Below are 18880 nucleotides of genomic sequence, written 5' to 3' on the forward strand. Positions count from 1 at the left end.
CAGCATAACCATCCCGGAATCCGTATAGCCGCATTCCGAAACGCCGATATCCGTCTTGCGCGAGCGCGCTACAGTCGATCCGAACTCGAAAGACGGACACAATGCACGGCATGATCAGCAAGCCGCCGGGAGCGGCGGCGAACCTCGCGACGTCGCGCCTGGTGCTGCTGTTGCTGGTCGTGATGACCGGGGTCGCGCCGATCTCGCTCTACATCCTGGTTCCGGCACTGCCGGTGCTGGCGACGAATTTCGGCAGCGACATCTCGATCGCGCAGATGACGGTGTCGCTCTACATGGTCGGCATCGCGCTGTCGCAGCTGATCATGGGACCGCTGTCGGACCGATTCGGACGGCGTCCGGTGCTGCTCGGAGGGCTGGCGCTGATGGTCGTGGCCAGCGTCGCGTGCATCTTCGCCGAGACCTTGCCGCAATTGATCGCCGCACGCTTTTTCCAGGCGCTCGGCGGCGCCTCCGGCATGGTGATCAGCCGTGCCATCATCCGCGACATCTACGAGCGCGACCGCGTCGCCTCGATGATCAGCCTCGTGGTCGCGGCGCTGATGATCGGGCAGATGGTTTCCCCGCTCACCGGCGGCCTGATCGAGACCGCGTTCGGCTGGCGCGCGATCTTCTACGCCATCACCATCGCCGCGATCATTGTCGCCGTCGGCATCGCGGTGGCGCTGCCCGAAACGCGGCGCAGTCGCGGCGCCGGCAGCGGCTTCCGTGGCGACGTCGGCATCCTGATCCGCAACCGCGCCTTCGTCGGCTATGTGATGTGCCAGGTGCTGGCCTCGCAGATCATCTTCACCTTCGCAGGCGGCGGCCCCTACATCGTGGTGACGCAGATGGGCCGCAGCAGCGCCGAATACGGCGCCTGGTTCGCGACCTCGGGCTTTGCGTTTCTCGTCGGAAACCTGCTCTGCGTACGCTTTGCGCCGCGGCATTCGCTGGAAAAACTGATCTGGTTCGGGCTCGCCCTCCAACTCGCCGGCAGCCTTGCGAACCTGCTGTGGAGTATCATCGGCTGGAACGAGGCCCCGGCCTGGCTGTTCGGCACGCAGATGATCGTGATGGCCGGCAATGCCTTCGTGATGGCGAATTCGGCCGCCGGCGCCATCAGCATCCGCCCCGAGGCCGCCGGCACCGCCTCCGGCACGATGGGCTTTCTCCAGCAGGGCATCGGCGCGCTGATGTCGCAATTCGGCGCCTATCTCGGCGGCCACTCCGCAACGACGCTGCCGCTCACCGGCGCAGTCCTCGCGATCTCGCTGCTCTGTGCCTGCGTGATGATCTTCGTCGTCCCCCGCCGCGAAGTGGTGGTGAGCGAGGCACTGATCGAGCAGGCGGAAGAGGAAGAGAGCGGGATGATGTGAGCTTTCGCTATGCGACGGCTTTCACGACACGCTCGGTGTCATCCTCCGCGAAGGCGGGGGATCCAGTATTCCAGAGACGCTGCGGGGATGCGGATAGGCTGCGGCGTACTGGATTCCCCGCCTTCGCGGGGAATGACGGCGGAGTGTGTGGCGCAAAGCGCGAACCCTCACTCCCCGATCAGGGTCAGCCACTCGTCCTCGGTCAGCACCTTGACGCCGTGCTTGTTGGCCTCGGCCAGCTTCGAGCCCGCGCCGGGGCCGGCGACGACGAGATCGGTCTTCTTCGACACCGAGCCTGAGACCTTGGCGCCCAACCGCTCCGCTGTGGCCTTGGCCTCGTCGCGCGTCATCTTCTCCAGCGAGCCCGTGAACACCACCGTCTTGCCGGCGACGGCCGAGTTGCTCTTCGGCTTCTCGGCGTCGACGATCTCGACTTCCTTGGTCAGCCGCTCGACGATGCCGCGGTTGTGGCTCTCGCCGAAATAATCGGCGATGCTCTTGATCACGGTGTCGCCGATCTGGTCGAGCGCGTCCATCTCGGCCATCGCCTCCTCGTCGCCCTTGGCGACCTTGAGGCAGGCATCGTGGAAGGCGTCCCACGAGCCGTAGCCGCGTGCCAGCGCCAGCGCAGTGGTCTCGCCGACATGACGCATGCCGAGCGCATAAATGAAGCGCTCGAGCGCGATTGTGCGCCGAGACTCGATGGCGCCGAACAGGTTGCGCACCGAGGTCGCGCCGTAGCCTTCGATCTCCTCGAGCTTCAGCTTCGCGTTGCGCTTCTCCAGCGTGAAGATGTCGGCGGGCTCCTTGACCCATCCCTCGTCGAAGAAATACTGCAGCTGCTTCTCCCCTAAACCGTCGATGTCGAAAGCACGGCGCGAGACGAACAGCTTCAGGTGTTCGATCTTCTGATAGGGGCAGGCGAACTCGCCGCTGCAGCGGGCGCGGGATTCCTCTTCGCCGGCGGCGGTTGCGCCGCGGACGACGTCGGTGTGGAGCGGGCACGGGCACTTCTTCGGGAAAGAGAATTCCCTGGCGCCTTTCGGCCGCTTGTCGAGGACGACGTCGACGATCTGCGGGATCACATCGCCGGCGCGCTGGACCACCACGGTGTCGCCGATCCTGATGTCGCGCCCCTCGCGCAGCACCTCGCCCTTGTTGCCGATGCCCTTGATATAGTCCTCGTTGTGCAGCGTGACGTTCTGCACGATCACACCGCCGACGCCGACCGGTTCGAGCTTGCCGACCGGCGTGAACGAGCCGGTGCGACCAACCTGAATCTCGATGTCGCGCAGCACAGTCATGGCCCGCTCGGCCGGGAATTTATGCGCGATGCCCCAGCGCGGCGTGCGCGAGACGAAGCCGAGCCGCTCCTGCCAGTCGATGCGATCGACCTTGTAGACGACGCCATCGATATCGTAGTCGAGCTCGGCGCGCTCTTCCTCGATGCTCTGGTGGAACGCGACCAGCTCCTCGACGGAGTGGCACAGCCTGGTCAGCGGATTGGTCTTGAAGCCGCAGCGCTCGAACCAGCCGATCATGCCGCTCTGCGTGCCTTCCGGCATCGCGCTCATCTGCCCCCACGCATAGGCGAAGAAGCCGAGGGGGCGCGAGGCGGTGATGGTCGGGTCCTTCTGCCGGAGCGAACCGGCGGCCGAATTGCGCGGGTTGGCAAAGATGGTGTCGCCGGCCGCCTTCTGCCGCTCGTTGAGCGCGAGGAACGCCTTTTTGGTCATGTAGACCTCGCCGCGGACCTCGCAGATGTCGGGCACGTTGCGCCCTTTCAGCTTCTGCGGCACGTCTTCGAGCGTGCGGATGTTGGCGGTGACATCCTCGCCGACCGCACCGTCGCCGCGCGTCGCCGCGGTGACGAGCTCGCCGCCCTCGTAGCGCAACGACATCGAGAGGCCGTCGATCTTCGGCTCGGCGGAGAAATTGACCTTGTCGTCGTCGAGCTTCAGGAAGCGCACGATGCGGCCGACGAAGTCGCGCACGTCCTCTTCTGCAAAGGCGTTGTCGAGCGACAGCATCGGAACGGAGTGCCGGACCTTCTTGAAGCGGCCTGACGGCGCCGCGCCGACCTTCTGCGAGGGCGAGTCCGAGGTGACGAATTCAGGAAAGCGCTTCTCGATCGCGTTGAAGCGCTGGCGCAGCGCGTCGTACTCGGCGTCGGTGACGGTGGGCGCGTCCTCTTGATAGTAGCGCTCGTTGTGCCCCTCGATTTCAAGCGCCAGCCGCATGTGCTCGACCTTGGCCTGGGCCTTGGTGAGGTCGGCGACGTCGCGAAGCGGTGTTGCTTTGGATCTTGCTGCTCTGGCCATGGTGCTTGGATACGACGGAGCGGGCGGAAGGGTAAAGATGGGCGGAGGACTTGTTCCCCGGACGCAGTGCTGCGCTTCTTCAGCGGTGCACTGCAGAGCCGGGGCCCATGCGGCGGCATTCTGGGTCCCGGCTCGCGCTATGCGCGTCCGGGACACGAGGTCTAACTTGCCGCCTTGAGCAGCCTCTCGGCCGCCGCCCTCGCCTCGGCCGTGATCTCGGCGCCGGCCAGCATGCGGGCGATTTCCTCGCGGCGGTGGTCGGCGGCCAGCGCATTGACCCGGGTGGCGACGCGCTTGCCCTTGTCGAGGGCGTCCTTGGAGATCAGGAGGTGCTGGTCGGCGCGGGCGGCGACCTGCGGGGCGTGGGTCACGGCCATCACCTGCACCTTGCCGGCAAGCCGCGCCAGGCGCCCACCGATGGCGTCGGCGACCGCACCGCCCACGCCGGTGTCGATTTCGTCGAACACCAGCGTCGGCGCCGAGCCGCGGTCGGACAGCACGACCTTGAGCGCCAGCAGGAAGCGCGACAGCTCGCCGCCCGAGGCAACCTTCATCATCGGTCCCGGCTTGGTGCCCGGATTGGTCTGCACCCAGAACTCGACGCGGTCGAAGCCTTGCGGTCCCGGAGCTGCCTCATCGGTCGCGACCTGGGTCATGAACTTTGCGCGTTCGAGCTTGAGCGGCGCCAGCTCGGCGTTGACCGCCTTGTTGAGCTTTTCCGCCGATTTCTGCCGCACCAGCGACAGTTTCTTGGCGGCGGCGGCATAGCGGCTATCTGCCTCGATCGCGGCCTGCTCCAGCTTTTTCAGCCGCGAGGCGCCGGCATCGATCAGCACGACGTCGGCGGCATATTTGGCGGCCAGCGCGGCGAGCCCGTCGACCGGCGTCGAATATTTGCGCGAGGCGGCCCTCAGCGCGAACAGGCGCTCCTCGATACGTTCGAGCTCGGTCGGATCGAAATCGGTCGCCGCGAGTGCCGCCTGCAGATGCTGGTCGGCTTCCTCCAGCGCGTTGATCGCCATGTCGATCGCCTTCACGGCGGGCTCGACCAGCGCCGGCGAATTGACGCCGCGGCGTTCCAGTCGGCGTACCGCCGCCGACAGCGTCGAGACCGGCGAATGGTGGCCACCGACAGCCTCCTGCGCCTCGCGCAAATCGGAGGCGATCTTCTCGCCCTGCATCATGGTGGTGCGGCGGTTGGCGAGCGAGGTCTCCTCGCCGTCCTTGGGCGCGAGCTGCTTCAGCTCGGCGGAGGCGTGGCGTAGATAGTCGGCCTCGCGCGCGGCGCGCTCCATGCCGGCGCGATGCTCCTCCAGCGCGGTATTGGCAGTCCGGCGTGCGTCCCAGAGCGATTCGACCGCGGCAACGTCCTTCTCCAGGCCGGCGAACGCGTCGAGCAGGCGGCGGTGGGTGGCGGCGTCGACCAGCGCGCGCTCGTCATGCTGGCCGTGGATCTCGACCAGGGCGGCGCCGACCGCCTTCAGGGTCTGCACGCTGATCGACTGGTCGTTGATGAAGGCCCGGGTGCGGCCGTCGGCGAGTTGCACGCGGCGCAAGATCATCTCGCCGGTGTCATCCAGGCCGTTCTCGGCAAGGATCTTCGTCGCGGGGTGATTCTTGGGGACATCGAACACGGCGGTCACCTGCCCCTGCTCCACGCCGTGGCGCACGAGGCCGGCGTCGCCGCGGCCGCCGAGTGCGAGCGCAAAGGCATCGAGCAGGATGGATTTGCCCGCACCGGTTTCGCCGGTCAAAACCGCGAGGCCGGTGGCGAATTCGATATCGAGCCGTTCGATCAGGACGATGTCACGGATCGACAGACGCGCCAGCATGGAACCAAATTTCCTAGCCGAGACCCATCTTCTTGAAGGTCCGGCTGATCCAAGACCCCTGATTCTCGCTCGGTTCGAGACCGCCGGATTTTACAAGATTATAGGCGTCCTTGTACCAGCGGCTGTCAGGAAAATTGTGCCCAAGCACGGCCGCCGCGGTCTGCGCCTCCCCGACGATGCCGATCGCCATATAGGCCTCGGTCAGCCGGAACAGCGCTTCCTCGACATGGCGGGTGGTCTGGTACTGCGTGACGACGGTCTTGTAGCGGTTGATCGCCGCCGTGTAGTCGCGCTTCTGCGCGTAATAGCGGCCGACATTCATTTCCTTGCCGGCAAGCTGGTCGCGCGCACCCTCGATCTTGGCCTTGGCGGACGTGGCGTATTCCGAGTTCGGATATTTGCGCACCACCTCTTCGAGGGCGGCGATCGCCTTCTCGGTGCGGGCCTGGTCGCGGCTGATGTCCGGAATCTGGTCGTAATGGGAAGCAGCGATCAGATATTGCGCATAGGCCGCATCCGGGCTGCCGGGATGCAGTGTGACATAGCGGGTGGCGGCGCCGATGCAGCCGTCGAAGTCGCCGCCCTGGTAGGACGCATAAGCCGACATCAGCAGCGATTTGCGGGCCCAGTCGGAATAAGGATGCTGGCGGTCGACCTCTTCGAACTTCTTGTTCGCCGCCTTCATGTCCTTCTTCTCGTTCATGAGGTACAGGCCCTCATTGTAGATCTTGTCGGCGGGCTCCTCGACGAAGGTGTCGTCCTTGGCGGTGAACTTGTCCCAGAGCGAGCCGGTGCCGCAGCCGGCCAGCGGCAGCGCGAGCAACATGAAGGTCACGGCCTGCAGCAGCCCACGGGCCCGCGACGAGACCGAGAAATATCCGCGCGTCGTACGCTGTGCCGACATGAGTTTAAGCCCTGACGCCCTGTGATGCGGTGCCGCCAGCCCATGAACCCCGTCATGGGCGCGAAATGTAACCGTGGTGCCTGCCATGCGACCACGCCGATGTATCCGAAAAGCGATCTTTAACCAACCGGATAGGCAGGCATTCCGCCCGGATTAAGGCGAACGTGCCGCAATCCTAGCCGATCATGGTTACCAGGAGTTTCCCGGGGTAAGCCGCTGCCTGAGGCCGGCGGCAACAACTCTGTTCAGGACACGTCCGGCCCGTAGGCCGCAGCGATCCGGCCGCCGACGATACCGCGACCGACCTCGCCCACAGGACGCGTGGTGCGGCGGGCCGCCTCGCCCTCGACCACCCGCCAGGCGGTACGGTCGGCGAGCAGCGCGGTCAGGACAGCGTGGTTGAGCTTGTGGCCGCCACGCACCGAGCGGTAGGCGCCAAGCAGCGGCAGGCCGGCCAGCGACAGGTCGCCGATCACGTCCAGCACCTTGTGGCGGGCGCATTCGTCGGCGTAGCGCAGGCCCTCGGTGTTGAGCAGCCGCTCGTCGTCGAACACGACGGTGTTGTCGAAGGAAGCGCCGAGGGCATAGCCCGCGCTCCAAAGCCGCGCGACGTCGCTCATCAGACCGAAGGTCCGGGCCCGGCCGACTTCGCGGCGGAAACGCTCCGGATTGAGGTCGAAGGCGTAGCTCTGCTGGCCGATGACAGGATTGGTGAAATCGATCTCGACCTCGACGCAGAACCCGTTGGCAAAGGGCCTGATCTCGCCGAAGGAGTCGCCGATCTTGACCGAGATCGGCTTCAAAACCTGAATGAAGCGGCGCTGTGCCGGCTGGGTAACGATGCCGGCCTGGTCGATCGCCGCAATGAAGGCCGCCGCGCTGCCGTCCATGATCGGCACTTCGGGACCGTCGATCTCGATGGTGGCGTTGTCGACACCCATACCCCGCAGTGCAGCAAGCACGTGCTCGGCGGTGGACACCAGCGGACCGTTGCGATCGCCGAGGACGGTAGCGAAGTCGGTCGCGATCACCTGCTCGGCGGTCGCCTGAACTTCGCGATCACTTCCCTCGAGGCCGGTGCGGACAAAAATAAAACCCGCGTCGACAGGCGCAGGCCCAAGGGTGAGAGTGACGGGAAGACCGGAATGAACGCCCACGCCTGCCACGGAGGCTTGCGCACGAAGCGTTGTTTGCCGGCTAAATTTCATCAGGAACCCGCCCCACTACGACCCACTGCGACTTATACGAGACCCACTTGGCCGGCCAGTGCCGACCTCCTGCGAATCCGTATCCCCAAGTCACGGCAAACCATAGTCACTGCCTCAAACAGCGCCAACTCACGCTTTTTTACCGATTGTTACCCCAAACCTGCCGTATTCGCGCCAAGGCTTAACCAAATTGCGCCGAGGTTTCGGGTCGCTTCCGGCAGTTTGACTGAACACCCAAACACGTAATTAATTATTTAAAATCAGTTGCTTGTCTGCGCAATCCGGATATGCACGGGACAAAAGGAAAGGTCCCGGCAAGCTTGTTGCCGGGACCTTTTTTCGTCTGCCTTATTGTAACAATCCTCAGGTCGCCTGCCGCCGCAGGAAGGCCGGGATATCAAGATGGTCGTCGCCCTGTGGCGCCGGCGCAACAGGCGCCGGACGGCCGTGCATGTCCAGCCCCTGCGGCGCGGGACGGCGGGCATACTCGGATACCGGCTCGCTCGACGCGATCTGCTGCGCCACGGTCTTCTGCTGCCGGCGCTCGGGCAGCGGCGGCATCGCGGGACCGGCGGTGCGGGCCGCGACCGGCGGCTCGCTTTCCTCGTCGCGACGGCCGAGGCCAACATTGGCGAGGCGCTGCAGCAGCGACAGGCGGGTCTTCTGCGGGGTCTCCTCCTCGACCTCGCCGCGGGCCTGGCGAATCTCGGCCTGGGCCGGCATCGGCAGCTCATCGAGGCGCGGCATACGCGGCGCACGGACCGGCGCACGCTCGGCCTGCGGCGGGATGAAGTTTTCCGGCGTCATCGGCTCCTGCATCGCGACCGGGGCCATGTCGGGCTCCGGAAACAGCGTCGGCTTCTGCGCGATCGGGCGCACGGTGACGTCGCCATAGGTCTGCATCGGCGCGGGCGCCTGCGGGACCTCCGCAACGGCGGCGGCGATGGCGGCCAGCGCGGCGCGCTCGACATTCGGACGGGGCGCCATCGGCGCGGCAGCGACCGGGGCTGCGGCCGGAATCTGGCCTTCCAGCTTCTGGGCGCGCTCAGCCATACGCTGATTGTCGGCGCGGAGCCGCGCGGTCAGGTCGGCAAGACGGCTCTCGGCGGCGACGGCCGGAACTGCGGGCGCCTGCTGCGCCTGCGGCGCCGCGTTCGCAACCGGGGCGGAGGTCGCCTGGCTGTTGCGGGCGATCGCGGCCTGCTCGATGCCGGTGGCAACGACGGAGACGCGGATCAGGCCGTCGAGCGCTTCGTCGAAGGTGGCGCCGACGATGATGTTGGCGTCCTGGTCGACTTCCTCGCGGATACGGGTCGCGGCTTCGTCGACCTCGAACAGGGTGAGGTCCTTGCCGCCGGTGATGGAGATGAGGAGGCCCTTGGCACCCTTCATCGAGCTATCGTCGATCAGCGGGTTGGCGATCGCGGCTTCGGCGGCGGTCAGCGCCCGCTTGTCGCCGGAGGCTTCGCCGGTGCCCATCATCGCCTTGCCCATTTCCCTCATCACCGCCCTCACATCGGCGAAGTCGAGGTTGATCAGGCCTTCCTTGACCATCAGGTCGGTGATGCAGGCAACGCCCGAGTACAGCACCTGGTCGGCCATCGCGAAGGCGTCGGCGAAGGTGGTCTTCTCGTTGGCGACCCGGAACAGGTTCTGGTTCGGGATGATCAGCAGCGTATCCACGACCTTGTGAAGCTCGTTGATGCCGGCTTCCGCCGTGCGCATGCGGCGGCCGCCCTCGAAGTGGAAGGGCTTGGTCACGACGCCGACGGTGAGGATGCCCATATCGCGCGCGGTCTTGGCGATCACGGGAGCTGCACCGGTACCGGTGCCGCCGCCCATGCCCGCGGTGACGAACACCATGTTGGCGCCCGAGAGATGGTCGCGCAGCTCGTCGATCACCTCTTCCGCCGCCGCCGCGCCGACGTTCGGCTGCGAGCCGGCGCCGAGGCCTTGCGTGACCGCCGTGCCCATCTGCACGATGCGCTGCGCCTTCGACATCGTCAGCGCCTGCGCGTCGGTGTTGGCGACCACGAAGTCGACGCCCTGGAGGCCCGCCGTGATCATGTTGTTGACGGCGTTGCCACCGGCGCCGCCGACGCCGAACACGGTGATCCGGGGCTTCAACTCGTGAATATCAGGAACGTTGATGCTGATGGTCATGTTTGCCTCTCGATCACGTGCGCGTGGGTTCGCCCCGGCCGGCGGCCGCGGGAGTTGGTGAAAGTCGGGAATTGCGGAAATGAATCATCAGAAGCCCTCGCGTAGCCATCGTCCGACCTTTCCGAAATAACCGCCGGTCCCTGTCCTGACCTGCTGCCGCGTATGCCGCGGTTCGACATGTTCGTGGTGAACATATTGCGGGTAGACGAGGAGTCCGGCGGGCACCGCGAACGCGGCGTTCTTCGCCTCGTTGGGCAGCCGGCCGAAGCCGAGCGGACGTCCGACCCGCACGGGCCGGCCGAGAATCTGGGTGCCGAGTTCGACGAGGCCGGTCAGCTGCGAGGCGCCGCCCGAGAGTACGACCCGGCCGTTGGGCTCTGAGGCGAAGGGCGAATCCTTCAGCTTGTCCCGAACCATTTCGAAGACTTCCTCGGCACGGTGCTTGACGATGTTGGCGATGGTGGCGCGAGAGACGATCTGCGGCAGATCCTGCTCGTCACCGGCTGTCGGCACAGACATCAGCTCACGCGAGTCCGATCCGCCGGTGATGACGGTCCCGTATAACGTCTTGATTCGCTCGGCATCGGCAATGGTCGCGGAGAGCCCCCGCGCCAGATCCATCGTGATGTGTTGCCCGCCGACCGCAAAACCCGCCGCATGCACGAAACGGCCGCCCGAATAAACGGCAATCGTTGTGGTGCCGGCGCCCATCTCGACGACCGCTGCGCCGAGATCGGCCTCGTCGTCGGTCAGCACCGACAATCCGGCGACATATGGGCTCGCCGCCATGGCTTCGACATTGATGTGGCAGCGTTCGACCGCCAGCATCAGGTTCCGCGCCACGGTGGCGTCGCAGGTGACGACGTTCATGTCGACGCCGAATTGATGGGCGACCATGCCGCGGGCGTCGCGGATACCCTTGACGCCGTCGAGCGTGTAGCCGACCGGCAGCGCGTGCAGCACGGTGCGGCCTTCGCCGGTGGCGTGACGCATGCCGGTCGAGGTGACGCGGCTGACATCGGCCTGCGTCACGGCGCCACCACGGATGTCGGCGGCGGCCTCGACCAGTTGGCCGGAAAGCCGGCCGCCGGAGACCGAGAGCAGCACGGACTCGACCCGCACCTTGGCCATTTTCTCCGCGAGCGCGACGGCCTGGCGCACGGCCTGCTCGCATTCGGTAAGGTCGATCACCGCCCCGGCCTTCATGCCGCGCGACTGGATCTGGCTGTAACCGATCAGTTCCACCGCATGGGTGCGGCCGCGCAGCGCCTCGCTCGGCGGTGACGGCTTCAGCCGCGCGATCATGCAGGCGATCTTGCTGGTGCCGATGTCGAGACAGGCGACGAGGCCGCCGCGCTTGTGCGGCATCGGGCGCGTCTTCGGCGTCTGGGTGCGATCGAGACCGGTCATGCGGCGTCCCCGGCCTTCTTTTTCTTCTTGTCCTTGAACAGCTCCTCGCGCGCCTTGGCGGCGTCCTCGGACAGCTGCACCACCAGACGATCAGGCAGGCGCATGTCGACGGCGACGATGTCGCGCGAGAACAGCCTGTCCTCCTTGTCGAGCTTGGACAGCACCGCCAGCGCGTTGCCGACGTCCTGCTCGGGCAGGCGGATGTCGAGACCGTCCTTGAGCCTCAGGTTCCAGCGCCGCTCGCCGACGAAGATCGCGGCCTTGGTGATCGAGTTGACCTGCGGATAGCGCGCCAGCAGCGCGAGGAAATCGCGGGCCTGGCTCTCGGCGCCCTTGCCGACCACGAGCGGCAGCGACAGGAAGCGGCGGGAGACATAGGGTTCCAGCACGGCGCCGTCATCGGCGATCACCGAGAGCCGGCCGGCCTCCTGCCACAGCGCGAATGGCTTGCGCTCGGTGAGCTCGATCATCAGCTGGCCCGGATAGAGCTTCAGCACGGTCGCATCGGCGATCCACGGATTGCCCTTGAGCTTGTCGCGCACCGCGTCAGCATCGAGGAACAGCAGCGAGGAACGGCCGCTGACGCCGCCGATCGCCAGGATCTCGTCCTGGGTGAGCTGCTTGCGGCCATTGATCACGACGGAGGTGATGCGGAAGCCGGCGGAATTGGCCAGCGCGTTGCGGGCATCGCTGACCGCGGTGATGAAATCCTGGAGATGGCCGCCCTTGACGATGCCGAAACCGCAGCTTCCGATCAGCAGCAGCACGGTCATGCTGATCCCGACCCGGCGCGGCAGATAGCGCTCGATCAGCGCGACCACGCGCGGCGGCGGCTCACGCTCGACGATGGCCTTGGCCTTGATCTTGGCGGCAGCACGGGCGGCGTGAAGTCTTTGCTGGCGCTTGTCCTGCAGCCACTCGCGCAGAAGCACGACCGCTCCGACAGCGGCCGCCTTCAGGTCGGCTTGGGGCCTCAGCGATCTGAAAAGCGACCGGGTGAGGCTTCCTGCTCCATCCATTGCACGAGCTCGTCAACAGTTTGCCCGCGACATCGCGCGGATCCTGGCGAACATGACGTCTTCGACGTGCCGGGCCGGGTGCTGGTCTTCAGCAGAAGAAGCCTCTCCCCTTCAAAGCGTTCGCTGGAGGTGACGTCACCCCCGAGAGCTCACGCGCCGGCAGCCAAAGCGCCATATGCGCCGCCAGCGTTAACCTTCGGACGTCCTGGTAAACAAAAGGTAAAGTTCGTTAACGTCCGGCGCATTTTGCCCCGCGATGTGAGGCATTTGTGCCGCGATGTCCGGCATTTTACCGGTTTTGGACCCCAAACCGGCCCGTTTCGCCGATTCGGCCGTTAACCAGTCCTAATTATTTCCGCACGCGCTGCCCGGCGAGCTCCACCAGGCCGCGCAGGAAGTCGACGAATTCGATGCCCTCGGCTTTCAGCGCCTTGGGGTAGAGCGAGGACTTGGTCAGCCCGGGCAGCGTGTTGGTCTCGAGATAGATGAGGCCCTTGTCCGAGACGATGAAGTCCGACCGGGAATAGCCGGCGCAGGACATCGCGCGGTGCGCCAGCATCGCCTGGGCCTTCAGCGCCGCGGTGATCTCGGGTGCGAAACGACCGGGGCAGATCTCCTGGGTCGACTTCAGGAGATATTTTGCGGCGTAGTCGAAGCTGCCCTCGCCCGGAATGATCTCGATCGGCGGCAGCGACATGATCGAACCATCGGTGCGCTCCAGCACGCCGCAGGTCGCCTCGACGCCGGCGATGTAGGGCTCGATGACGTACTCTTCGTGCTTGGCCGCGTTGCGGACGGCGACGAGATCCTGCTTGGCGTTGACGAAGATCAGGCCGTAGCTCGATCCGTCGCGCGCCGGCTTTGCGATCAGCCTGCCGTATTCGGCAAATGCCTCGTCGATCTCGTCGAGCGCTATGTTTGCCGGTGACGTCACGCCGCCGAGCGCGGCGAAATGCTTGGCCGCGATCTTGTCGAAGGCCAGATGCGAGGAGGCCGAGCCAGAGCCGGTGAAAGGCACGCCGCGCGCTTCGCACATCACCTGCAATTCGCCGTTCTCGGCGCGCCCGCCATGCAGGCCGAGCACCAGGACGCGACCTTCCGCCTTCGCCCGGTCGAGTGCCTGCTCCAGCGGGATGCCGCGCGTTCCGGGCTTGAACTCGTCCTCGAAGGGGCGGGCATGTTCGAGCAGTTGCTTCGACTGCACCACATGCACCTTGTCCTCGACATCCCACCACCACAGATCGGCCTCGGGCAATGCCTGATGCAGGGCCTGGGCCGAGGCGACCGAAACCAGACGCTCGCGGTTGGAGCCGCCGAAGAGGATGGTGGTGCGCATGTCTTTTGTTACCTATCCTAGCCAGTCGTCGTCATTCCGGGATGCGCCGTAAGGCGCAGGCCCGGAATCCATAACCACGAGCCGGGGTTATGGATTCCGGGCTCGCGACTGCGTCGCGCCCCGGAATGACACTCACACGGAAACCCCGATCCGCTTGATTTCCCAGTGTAGCTCAATTCCGGAATTTGCCTTCACGCGTTCGCGCACGGTCTCGCCCAGCGTCTCGATGTCGTGTGCGGTGGCATCGCCCGTGTTGATCAGGAAATTGCAGTGCATCTCGGAGACCTGCGCGCCGCCGACACGCAAGCCGCGGCAGCCGGCGGCATCGACCAGCTTCCAGGCGGAATGGCCGGGCGGGTTCTTGAAGGTCGAGCCGCCGGTCTTCTCGCGGACCGGCTGTGCGGTCTCGCGATGGCTCTGCACCTCCGCCATGCGCGCGCGGATCGCATCGGCATCCTTGATCTCGCCCCGAAAGCGCGCAGAGGTGAAGATGATGGAGGGATCGACGCCGCTGTTGCGGTAGACGAACTTCATGTCGGCATTGGAGAAGGTGTGCTTGCTGCCGTCGCGACCGACGCCGCGCGCTTCGACCAGCACGTCCTTGGTCTCACCGCCATTGGCGCCGGCATTCATGCGCAGCGCGCCGCCGATCGTGCCGGGAATGCCGAAGTAGAATTCGAGCCCGCCGATATTGGCCGACGCGGCCACCTCCGCCACGCGCTTGTCGAGCGTGGCAGCACCGGCAGTGACGATATCGCCGCTGGCGCTGGCCTCGCCGAAGGCGCGCGGCGCCAGCCGGATCACGACGCCCGCAATGCCGCCGTCGCGCACGATCAGATTGGAGCCAACACCGACGACGTAGACGGGAATGTCGGGCGCAAGATGCGCGAGGAAGTAAGCGAGATCGTCCTCATCCGCCGGCGTGAACAGCACCTGGGCAGGGCCGCCGACGCGAAACCAGGTCAGCTCGGCCAGCGACTGGTTGGCCAGCAGCCGCCCGCGCAGCTCCGGCATCGCGGCTTTGAGCTCGGGCGTGATGTCGGGAAAGCTCATGCCACTTCCTCAAGTGAAGAAGGCACAATCTCTCCGTTCCCTCCCCCCTTGCGGGGTCCGAGGCGAGCGAAGCTCGCTCTCGAGGTCAGGGAGGGGGGTAGCCACGAACTCAGAGCTCGCCCGGGGCCACCCCTCTCCCCCGCCCTCCCCCGCAAGGGGGGAGGGAGCGCAGTGTGCTCCGTGGCGAATAGTGAAATCAAAATCACCGCCCTATCCCAGCGCCTTCAGTTGGTCCGGCAGCGCATACGCCCATTGCGTGATGTTGCCGGCCCCTAAGCACACGACGAGATCGCCGGACTTCGCCAATCCCTTGACGATGCCCGCGAGCTCGGAGGATGCCGGCAGTGGAATCACCTCGCGATGGCCATGCGCGCGCAGGCCCGTCACGAAATGATCGCGGTCGATGCCGTCGATCGGCGCTTCGCCGGCGGCATAGACGTCGGCGACGACAACCGCATCGGCATCGTTGAAGCAGGTGCAGAATTCCTCGAACAACGATTGCAGGCGGGTGTAGCGATGCGGCTGCACCACGGCGATGATCTTGCCAGTGAAGGAATCGCGCGCCGCCCTCAGCACCGCCGCGATTTCCACGGGGTGATGACCGTAATCGTCGATCACGGTGACGCCGTTCCATTCGCCGGTCTTGGTGAAGCGGCGCTTGACGCCGCCGAAGCCGGCGATCGCCTTGCGGATCGCTTCGTCGGACACGCAGAGCTCGCGCGCGACCGCAATCGCGGCCGTCGCGTTGGAGGCGTTGTGGCGTCCCGGCATCGGCAGCATGAGGTCGGCGATCTCGTGCACGGCGCCGGTCTTGCGATCGCGGAACGCGACCTTGAATTTCGATCCGCCGCCCATCGGGGTCAGATCGACCAGCCGCACATCGGCCTGCGGATTTTCGCCGTACGTGACGATGCGGCGGTCCTCGATCTTGCCAACGAGACTCTGCACGACCGGGTGATCGATGCACATCACCGCGAAGCCGTAGAACGGCAGGTTCTCGACGAAATGGCGGAACGCGTCCTGCACGGCCTCGAAGGTCTTGAAGTGATCGAGATGCTCGGGGTCGACATTGGTGACGATCGCGACATCCGTCGGCAGCTTCAGGAACGTGCCGTCGCTCTCGTCGGCTTCCACCACCATCCAGTCGCCCGCGCCAAGGCGCGCATTGGAGCCATAGGCATTGATGATGCCGCCGTTGATGACGGTGGGATCGAGACCGCCGGCGTCGAGCAGCGTTGCGACCATCGTGGTCGTCGTGGTCTTGCCGTGGGTGCCGGCGATCGCGACGCAGCTCTTCAGCCGCATCAGCTCGGCCAGCATCTCGGCGCGGCGCACCACGGGAATGCGCCGCTCGCGCGCCGCCATCAGTTCCGGATTGTCACGCTTGATCGCGGTCGAGACCACGACGACCTCGGCGCCATCGACATTCTCGGCCCTGTGGCCGACCGAGACCTTTGCGCCCTTCTTGCGCAGACGATCGAGATTGTAATTGTCGGAGGCGTCCGAGCCCTGCACGGCATAACCGAGATTGACCAGCACCTCGGCGATCCCGCTCATGCCGATTCCGCCGATCCCGACGAAGTGGATGGGTCCGATCTCGCGCGGCAGTCTCATGCTCTGTTCCCTGACCTCGCCGCCTGAAACGGCGGTATCTGGCGAAGGTCACGGCCAAATCAGCCGCGCCGTTCTTACTGGATGCCCCGCTTTAGAAGGCGAAGACAAGGGCTTTTTCGCGTCAGATTCCCGCGACTTTGACCACCAGATCGGCCAGTCGCTCGGCGGCGTCGAGCCGGCCGGCGCCGCGGGCGGCCTGCGCCATGGCGGCAAGGCGCGCGGGCTCGGCGGCGAAGGCGGAGATTTCGGAGGCCAGCCGGTCGGAGCTGAACTCGGCCTGCGGGATGCGGATCGCGCCATCCACCTTGACCAGCACGCCGGCATTGGCGAACTGGTCCTGGTCGATCGAGCCGGGCAGCGGCACCAGGATCGAGGGCCGGCCGATCGCCGCGAGTTCTGCCACTGTCCCGGCGCCGGAGCGCGATACCACGAGATGATTGGAGGCAAGCCGTGCCGGCAAATCGGTGAAGAACGGCGCCAGCTCGACCTTGATCTTGAGCTTGTCATAGACTGCGCGCACACGCGCCATGTCCTCGTCCCGCACCTGCTGGGTGAGGACAAGACGGCCCCACAGCGCAGGCTCGAGCCGCTCGATCGCGCCGGGCACGATGTCGGCCATAATGCGCGCGCCCTGGCTGCCGCCGACGACGAGCAGGCGCAACGGGCCGTTCACGTCGGGCGCGGCGTAAGGCACGGCAGCCGCGGCAAGCACCGCGGGCCGCATCGGCGTGCCGACCGTCGTGGTCTTGCCGGAGAGTGCCGGATCGCGGTCGAGCACGCCGGGCAATGACGTCGCGATCGCGCGCACGCGGCTCGAGAGGAACCGGTTGGCGCGGCCGAGCACGGCGTTGGCGTCGTGGATGATGCCGGGCACGCCGGCGAATTTCGCAGCGACCAGCGGCGGCAGCGTCGGATAGCCGCCGAAGCCGACGACGGCGACGGGCTTCAAGCGCTTGATCAGGGCGTAGGCCGACAGCGTGCCGGCGGCGAGCGTGAGGCCGGCATAGGCGAGCTGGAGCGGATTGCGGCCGCGTGCGGTCTCGCTCGCGACAACGTCGATCATGTCCTTGGTGAACAGCCCGCTGTAACGCAGCGCGCGTTCATCCGTGACGAGGCGGACGCGAAAGCCACGCCGGATCAATTCGACGCCGAGTGCCTCGGCCGGAAACAGATGGCCGCCAGTGCCGCCCGCGGCGAGAAGAATCAGGGGGGAATTGTTCATGGTGGGGGAGTTTTACCGGGAGTTTTCCGTCATTGCGAGCCGGCTACGAAGGTGTTCGTTCCCCGGGGCGCAGCGCAGCGCGCTCCTGGCGATGCGAAGCATCGTCCAGTTCAGCGTGGTGCGCTGCTGAACCGGGGCGATTGGTGCGGCATTCTGGGTCCCGGCTCTGCGCTCCGCTTCGCGGAACTGGTCCGGGACACGAGAGCGGTCAGGCGTAACTCCGCATCGCGTCGGCGTGGCCGCTGGCCTCGACCTCGGTGCGTGGGCGCAGGCGCGTCAGCGCCAGCATCATGCCGACGCCATAGGCGAGCGACACGATCGAGGAGCCGCCATAGGAGATGAACGGCAGCGTCATGCCCTTGGCGGGGATCAGCTGGAGGTTCACTGACATATTGATCGCCGCCTGCACGCCGAACAGGATGGCAAGGCCGGAAGCCGCGAAGCGCGAGAACATGTCCTCATTGGCATAGGCGCGCGACAGCGTGCGGATGACGACGAAGGCGAACAGCGTCAGCATCGCTAGGCACAGGATGATGCCGAACTCTTCGGCCGCGACCGCGAACACGAAGTCGGTGTGACTGTCCGGCAGGCTGCGCTTGGCGATGCCCTCGCCCGGTCCGAGCCCGAACCAGCCGCCGTTGTAGAAGGCTTCCATGGCGGTATCGACCTGGAAGGTGTCGCCCGAGGCCGGGTTCATGAAGCGCTTGATGCGGCCCGCGACATGCGGGACGAACAAATAGGCGCTGAACAGACCGGCCGCACCGAGACCCGCGAGGCCGAACACCCAGATCATGCGCATGCCCGCGATGAAGAACAGCGAGCCCCACACCATCAGGATCAGCATGGTTTGGCCGAAATCCGGCTCCATCACCAGCAGCGCGACCAGCATCATGAGAAGCACCAGCGCCATCGAGGTCGCGGGCATCTCCGGGCGCTTGGTCGATTCCGCGAACAACCAGGCGGCGATGACGACGAACGACGGCTTTGCGATTTCAGAGGCTTGGATGTTGACGCCGAGCAGCGTGATCCAGCGCCGCGAGCCCTTCACTTCGGGCCCGATCGCGAGTGTCAGCACGATCAGGATGATGCTGGCCGCGAAGATGATCAGCGCCGAGCGGCGGATCGCGCGCGGCGACAGGAAGGAGACCCCGAGCAGCACCAGGCAGGACGGGAGAAGGAACATCACGTGGCGGCTGAAGAAGTGGAAGGGATCAAGCCCGATACGGGTCGCAACCGGCGGGCTCGCCGCCAGCGACAGGATCACCCCGGTCAGCATCAGCGCCAGGATGGCGCCCATCAGCGGCTTGTCGACGGTCCACCACCACTCGGAAAAGGGGGTGCGTTCTTCACGGGAGAGCATGGGCGGCCGCTTTCGGACAGAGGTCCGTCCATTGGTCGCCGAGGTTGGTTACCGGGGGGTTA

At 66.0% G+C, this 18880-nt stretch carries 13 protein-coding genes; 1 reads left to right on the forward strand and 12 read right to left on the reverse strand.

What is annotated here, in order from left to right; genetic code table 11:
• Window positions 1-101 precede the first annotated feature (101 nt).
• Window positions 102-1376, forward strand: coding sequence for a multidrug effflux MFS transporter (locus tag XH81_RS32730; RefSeq protein ID WP_028145520.1), 1275 nt, complete (start codon window positions 102-104; stop codon window positions 1374-1376).
• A 167-nt stretch (window positions 1377-1543) separates the two neighbouring features.
• Here XH81_RS32730 and ligA read toward each other — a convergent pair whose 3' ends face one another.
• The 12 genes from ligA to ftsW form a co-directional block, all read right to left on the reverse strand.
• Complete coding sequence (gene ligA / locus XH81_RS32735) at window positions 1544-3697, reverse strand: NAD-dependent DNA ligase LigA (RefSeq protein ID WP_028145521.1); 2154 nt, start codon at window positions 3695-3697, stop codon at window positions 1544-1546.
• 161 nt (window positions 3698-3858) lie between these two features.
• Entirely contained in the window at window positions 3859-5529 is a 1671-nt protein-coding gene (recN, locus tag XH81_RS32740) for a DNA repair protein RecN (protein WP_028145522.1), read from the reverse strand.
• A gap of 13 nt (window positions 5530-5542) precedes the next feature.
• Window positions 5543-6433, reverse strand: coding sequence for an outer membrane protein assembly factor BamD (locus XH81_RS32745; protein WP_028145523.1), 891 nt, complete (start codon window positions 6431-6433; stop codon window positions 5543-5545).
• 245 nt (window positions 6434-6678) lie between these two features.
• Entirely contained in the window at window positions 6679-7641 is a 963-nt protein-coding gene (gene lpxC, locus XH81_RS32750) for a UDP-3-O-acyl-N-acetylglucosamine deacetylase (RefSeq protein WP_028145524.1), read from the reverse strand.
• Between the two features lie 363 nt (window positions 7642-8004).
• Window positions 8005-9804 (reverse strand): cell division protein FtsZ, encoded by a 1800-nt coding sequence (ftsZ, locus tag XH81_RS32755; RefSeq protein ID WP_028145525.1) that lies wholly within the window; start codon window positions 9802-9804, stop codon window positions 8005-8007.
• A gap of 87 nt (window positions 9805-9891) precedes the next feature.
• On the reverse strand, window positions 9892-11214 hold the full coding sequence (gene ftsA / locus XH81_RS32760; RefSeq protein WP_028145526.1) for a cell division protein FtsA: 1323 nt from the start codon (window positions 11212-11214) through the stop codon (window positions 9892-9894).
• Window positions 11211-12233 carry a cell division protein FtsQ/DivIB gene (locus XH81_RS32765; RefSeq protein ID WP_028145527.1) on the reverse strand — a complete coding sequence of 341 codons (1023 nt, stop codon included), beginning with the start codon at window positions 12231-12233 and terminating at the stop codon, window positions 11211-11213. Before XH81_RS32765 ends, ftsA begins: the two co-directional genes overlap by 4 nt.
• A 349-nt stretch (window positions 12234-12582) precedes the next feature.
• Window positions 12583-13569 carry a D-alanine--D-alanine ligase family protein gene (locus tag XH81_RS32770; protein WP_028145528.1) on the reverse strand — a complete coding sequence of 329 codons (987 nt, stop codon included), beginning with the start codon at window positions 13567-13569 and terminating at the stop codon, window positions 12583-12585.
• 132 nt (window positions 13570-13701) lie between these two features.
• Complete coding sequence (murB, locus tag XH81_RS32775) at window positions 13702-14622, reverse strand: UDP-N-acetylmuramate dehydrogenase (RefSeq protein WP_028145529.1); 921 nt, start codon at window positions 14620-14622, stop codon at window positions 13702-13704.
• Between the two features lie 210 nt (window positions 14623-14832).
• Window positions 14833-16236, reverse strand: a complete 1404-nt coding sequence (gene murC, locus XH81_RS32780; RefSeq protein ID WP_028145530.1) for a UDP-N-acetylmuramate--L-alanine ligase — start codon at window positions 16234-16236, stop codon at window positions 14833-14835.
• A gap of 121 nt (window positions 16237-16357) precedes the next feature.
• On the reverse strand, window positions 16358-17458 hold the full coding sequence (murG, locus tag XH81_RS32785) for an undecaprenyldiphospho-muramoylpentapeptide beta-N-acetylglucosaminyltransferase (protein ID WP_028145531.1): 1101 nt from the start codon (window positions 17456-17458) through the stop codon (window positions 16358-16360).
• Between the two features lie 208 nt (window positions 17459-17666).
• Window positions 17667-18818, reverse strand: coding sequence for a putative lipid II flippase FtsW (gene ftsW, locus XH81_RS32790; protein ID WP_028145532.1), 1152 nt, complete (start codon window positions 18816-18818; stop codon window positions 17667-17669).
• Window positions 18819-18880: the final 62 nt, after the last annotated feature.

Source organism: Bradyrhizobium sp. CCBAU 25360, from assembly GCF_028128695.1.
Taxonomy (GTDB): Bacteria; Pseudomonadota; Alphaproteobacteria; order Rhizobiales; family Xanthobacteraceae; genus Bradyrhizobium; species Bradyrhizobium ottawaense.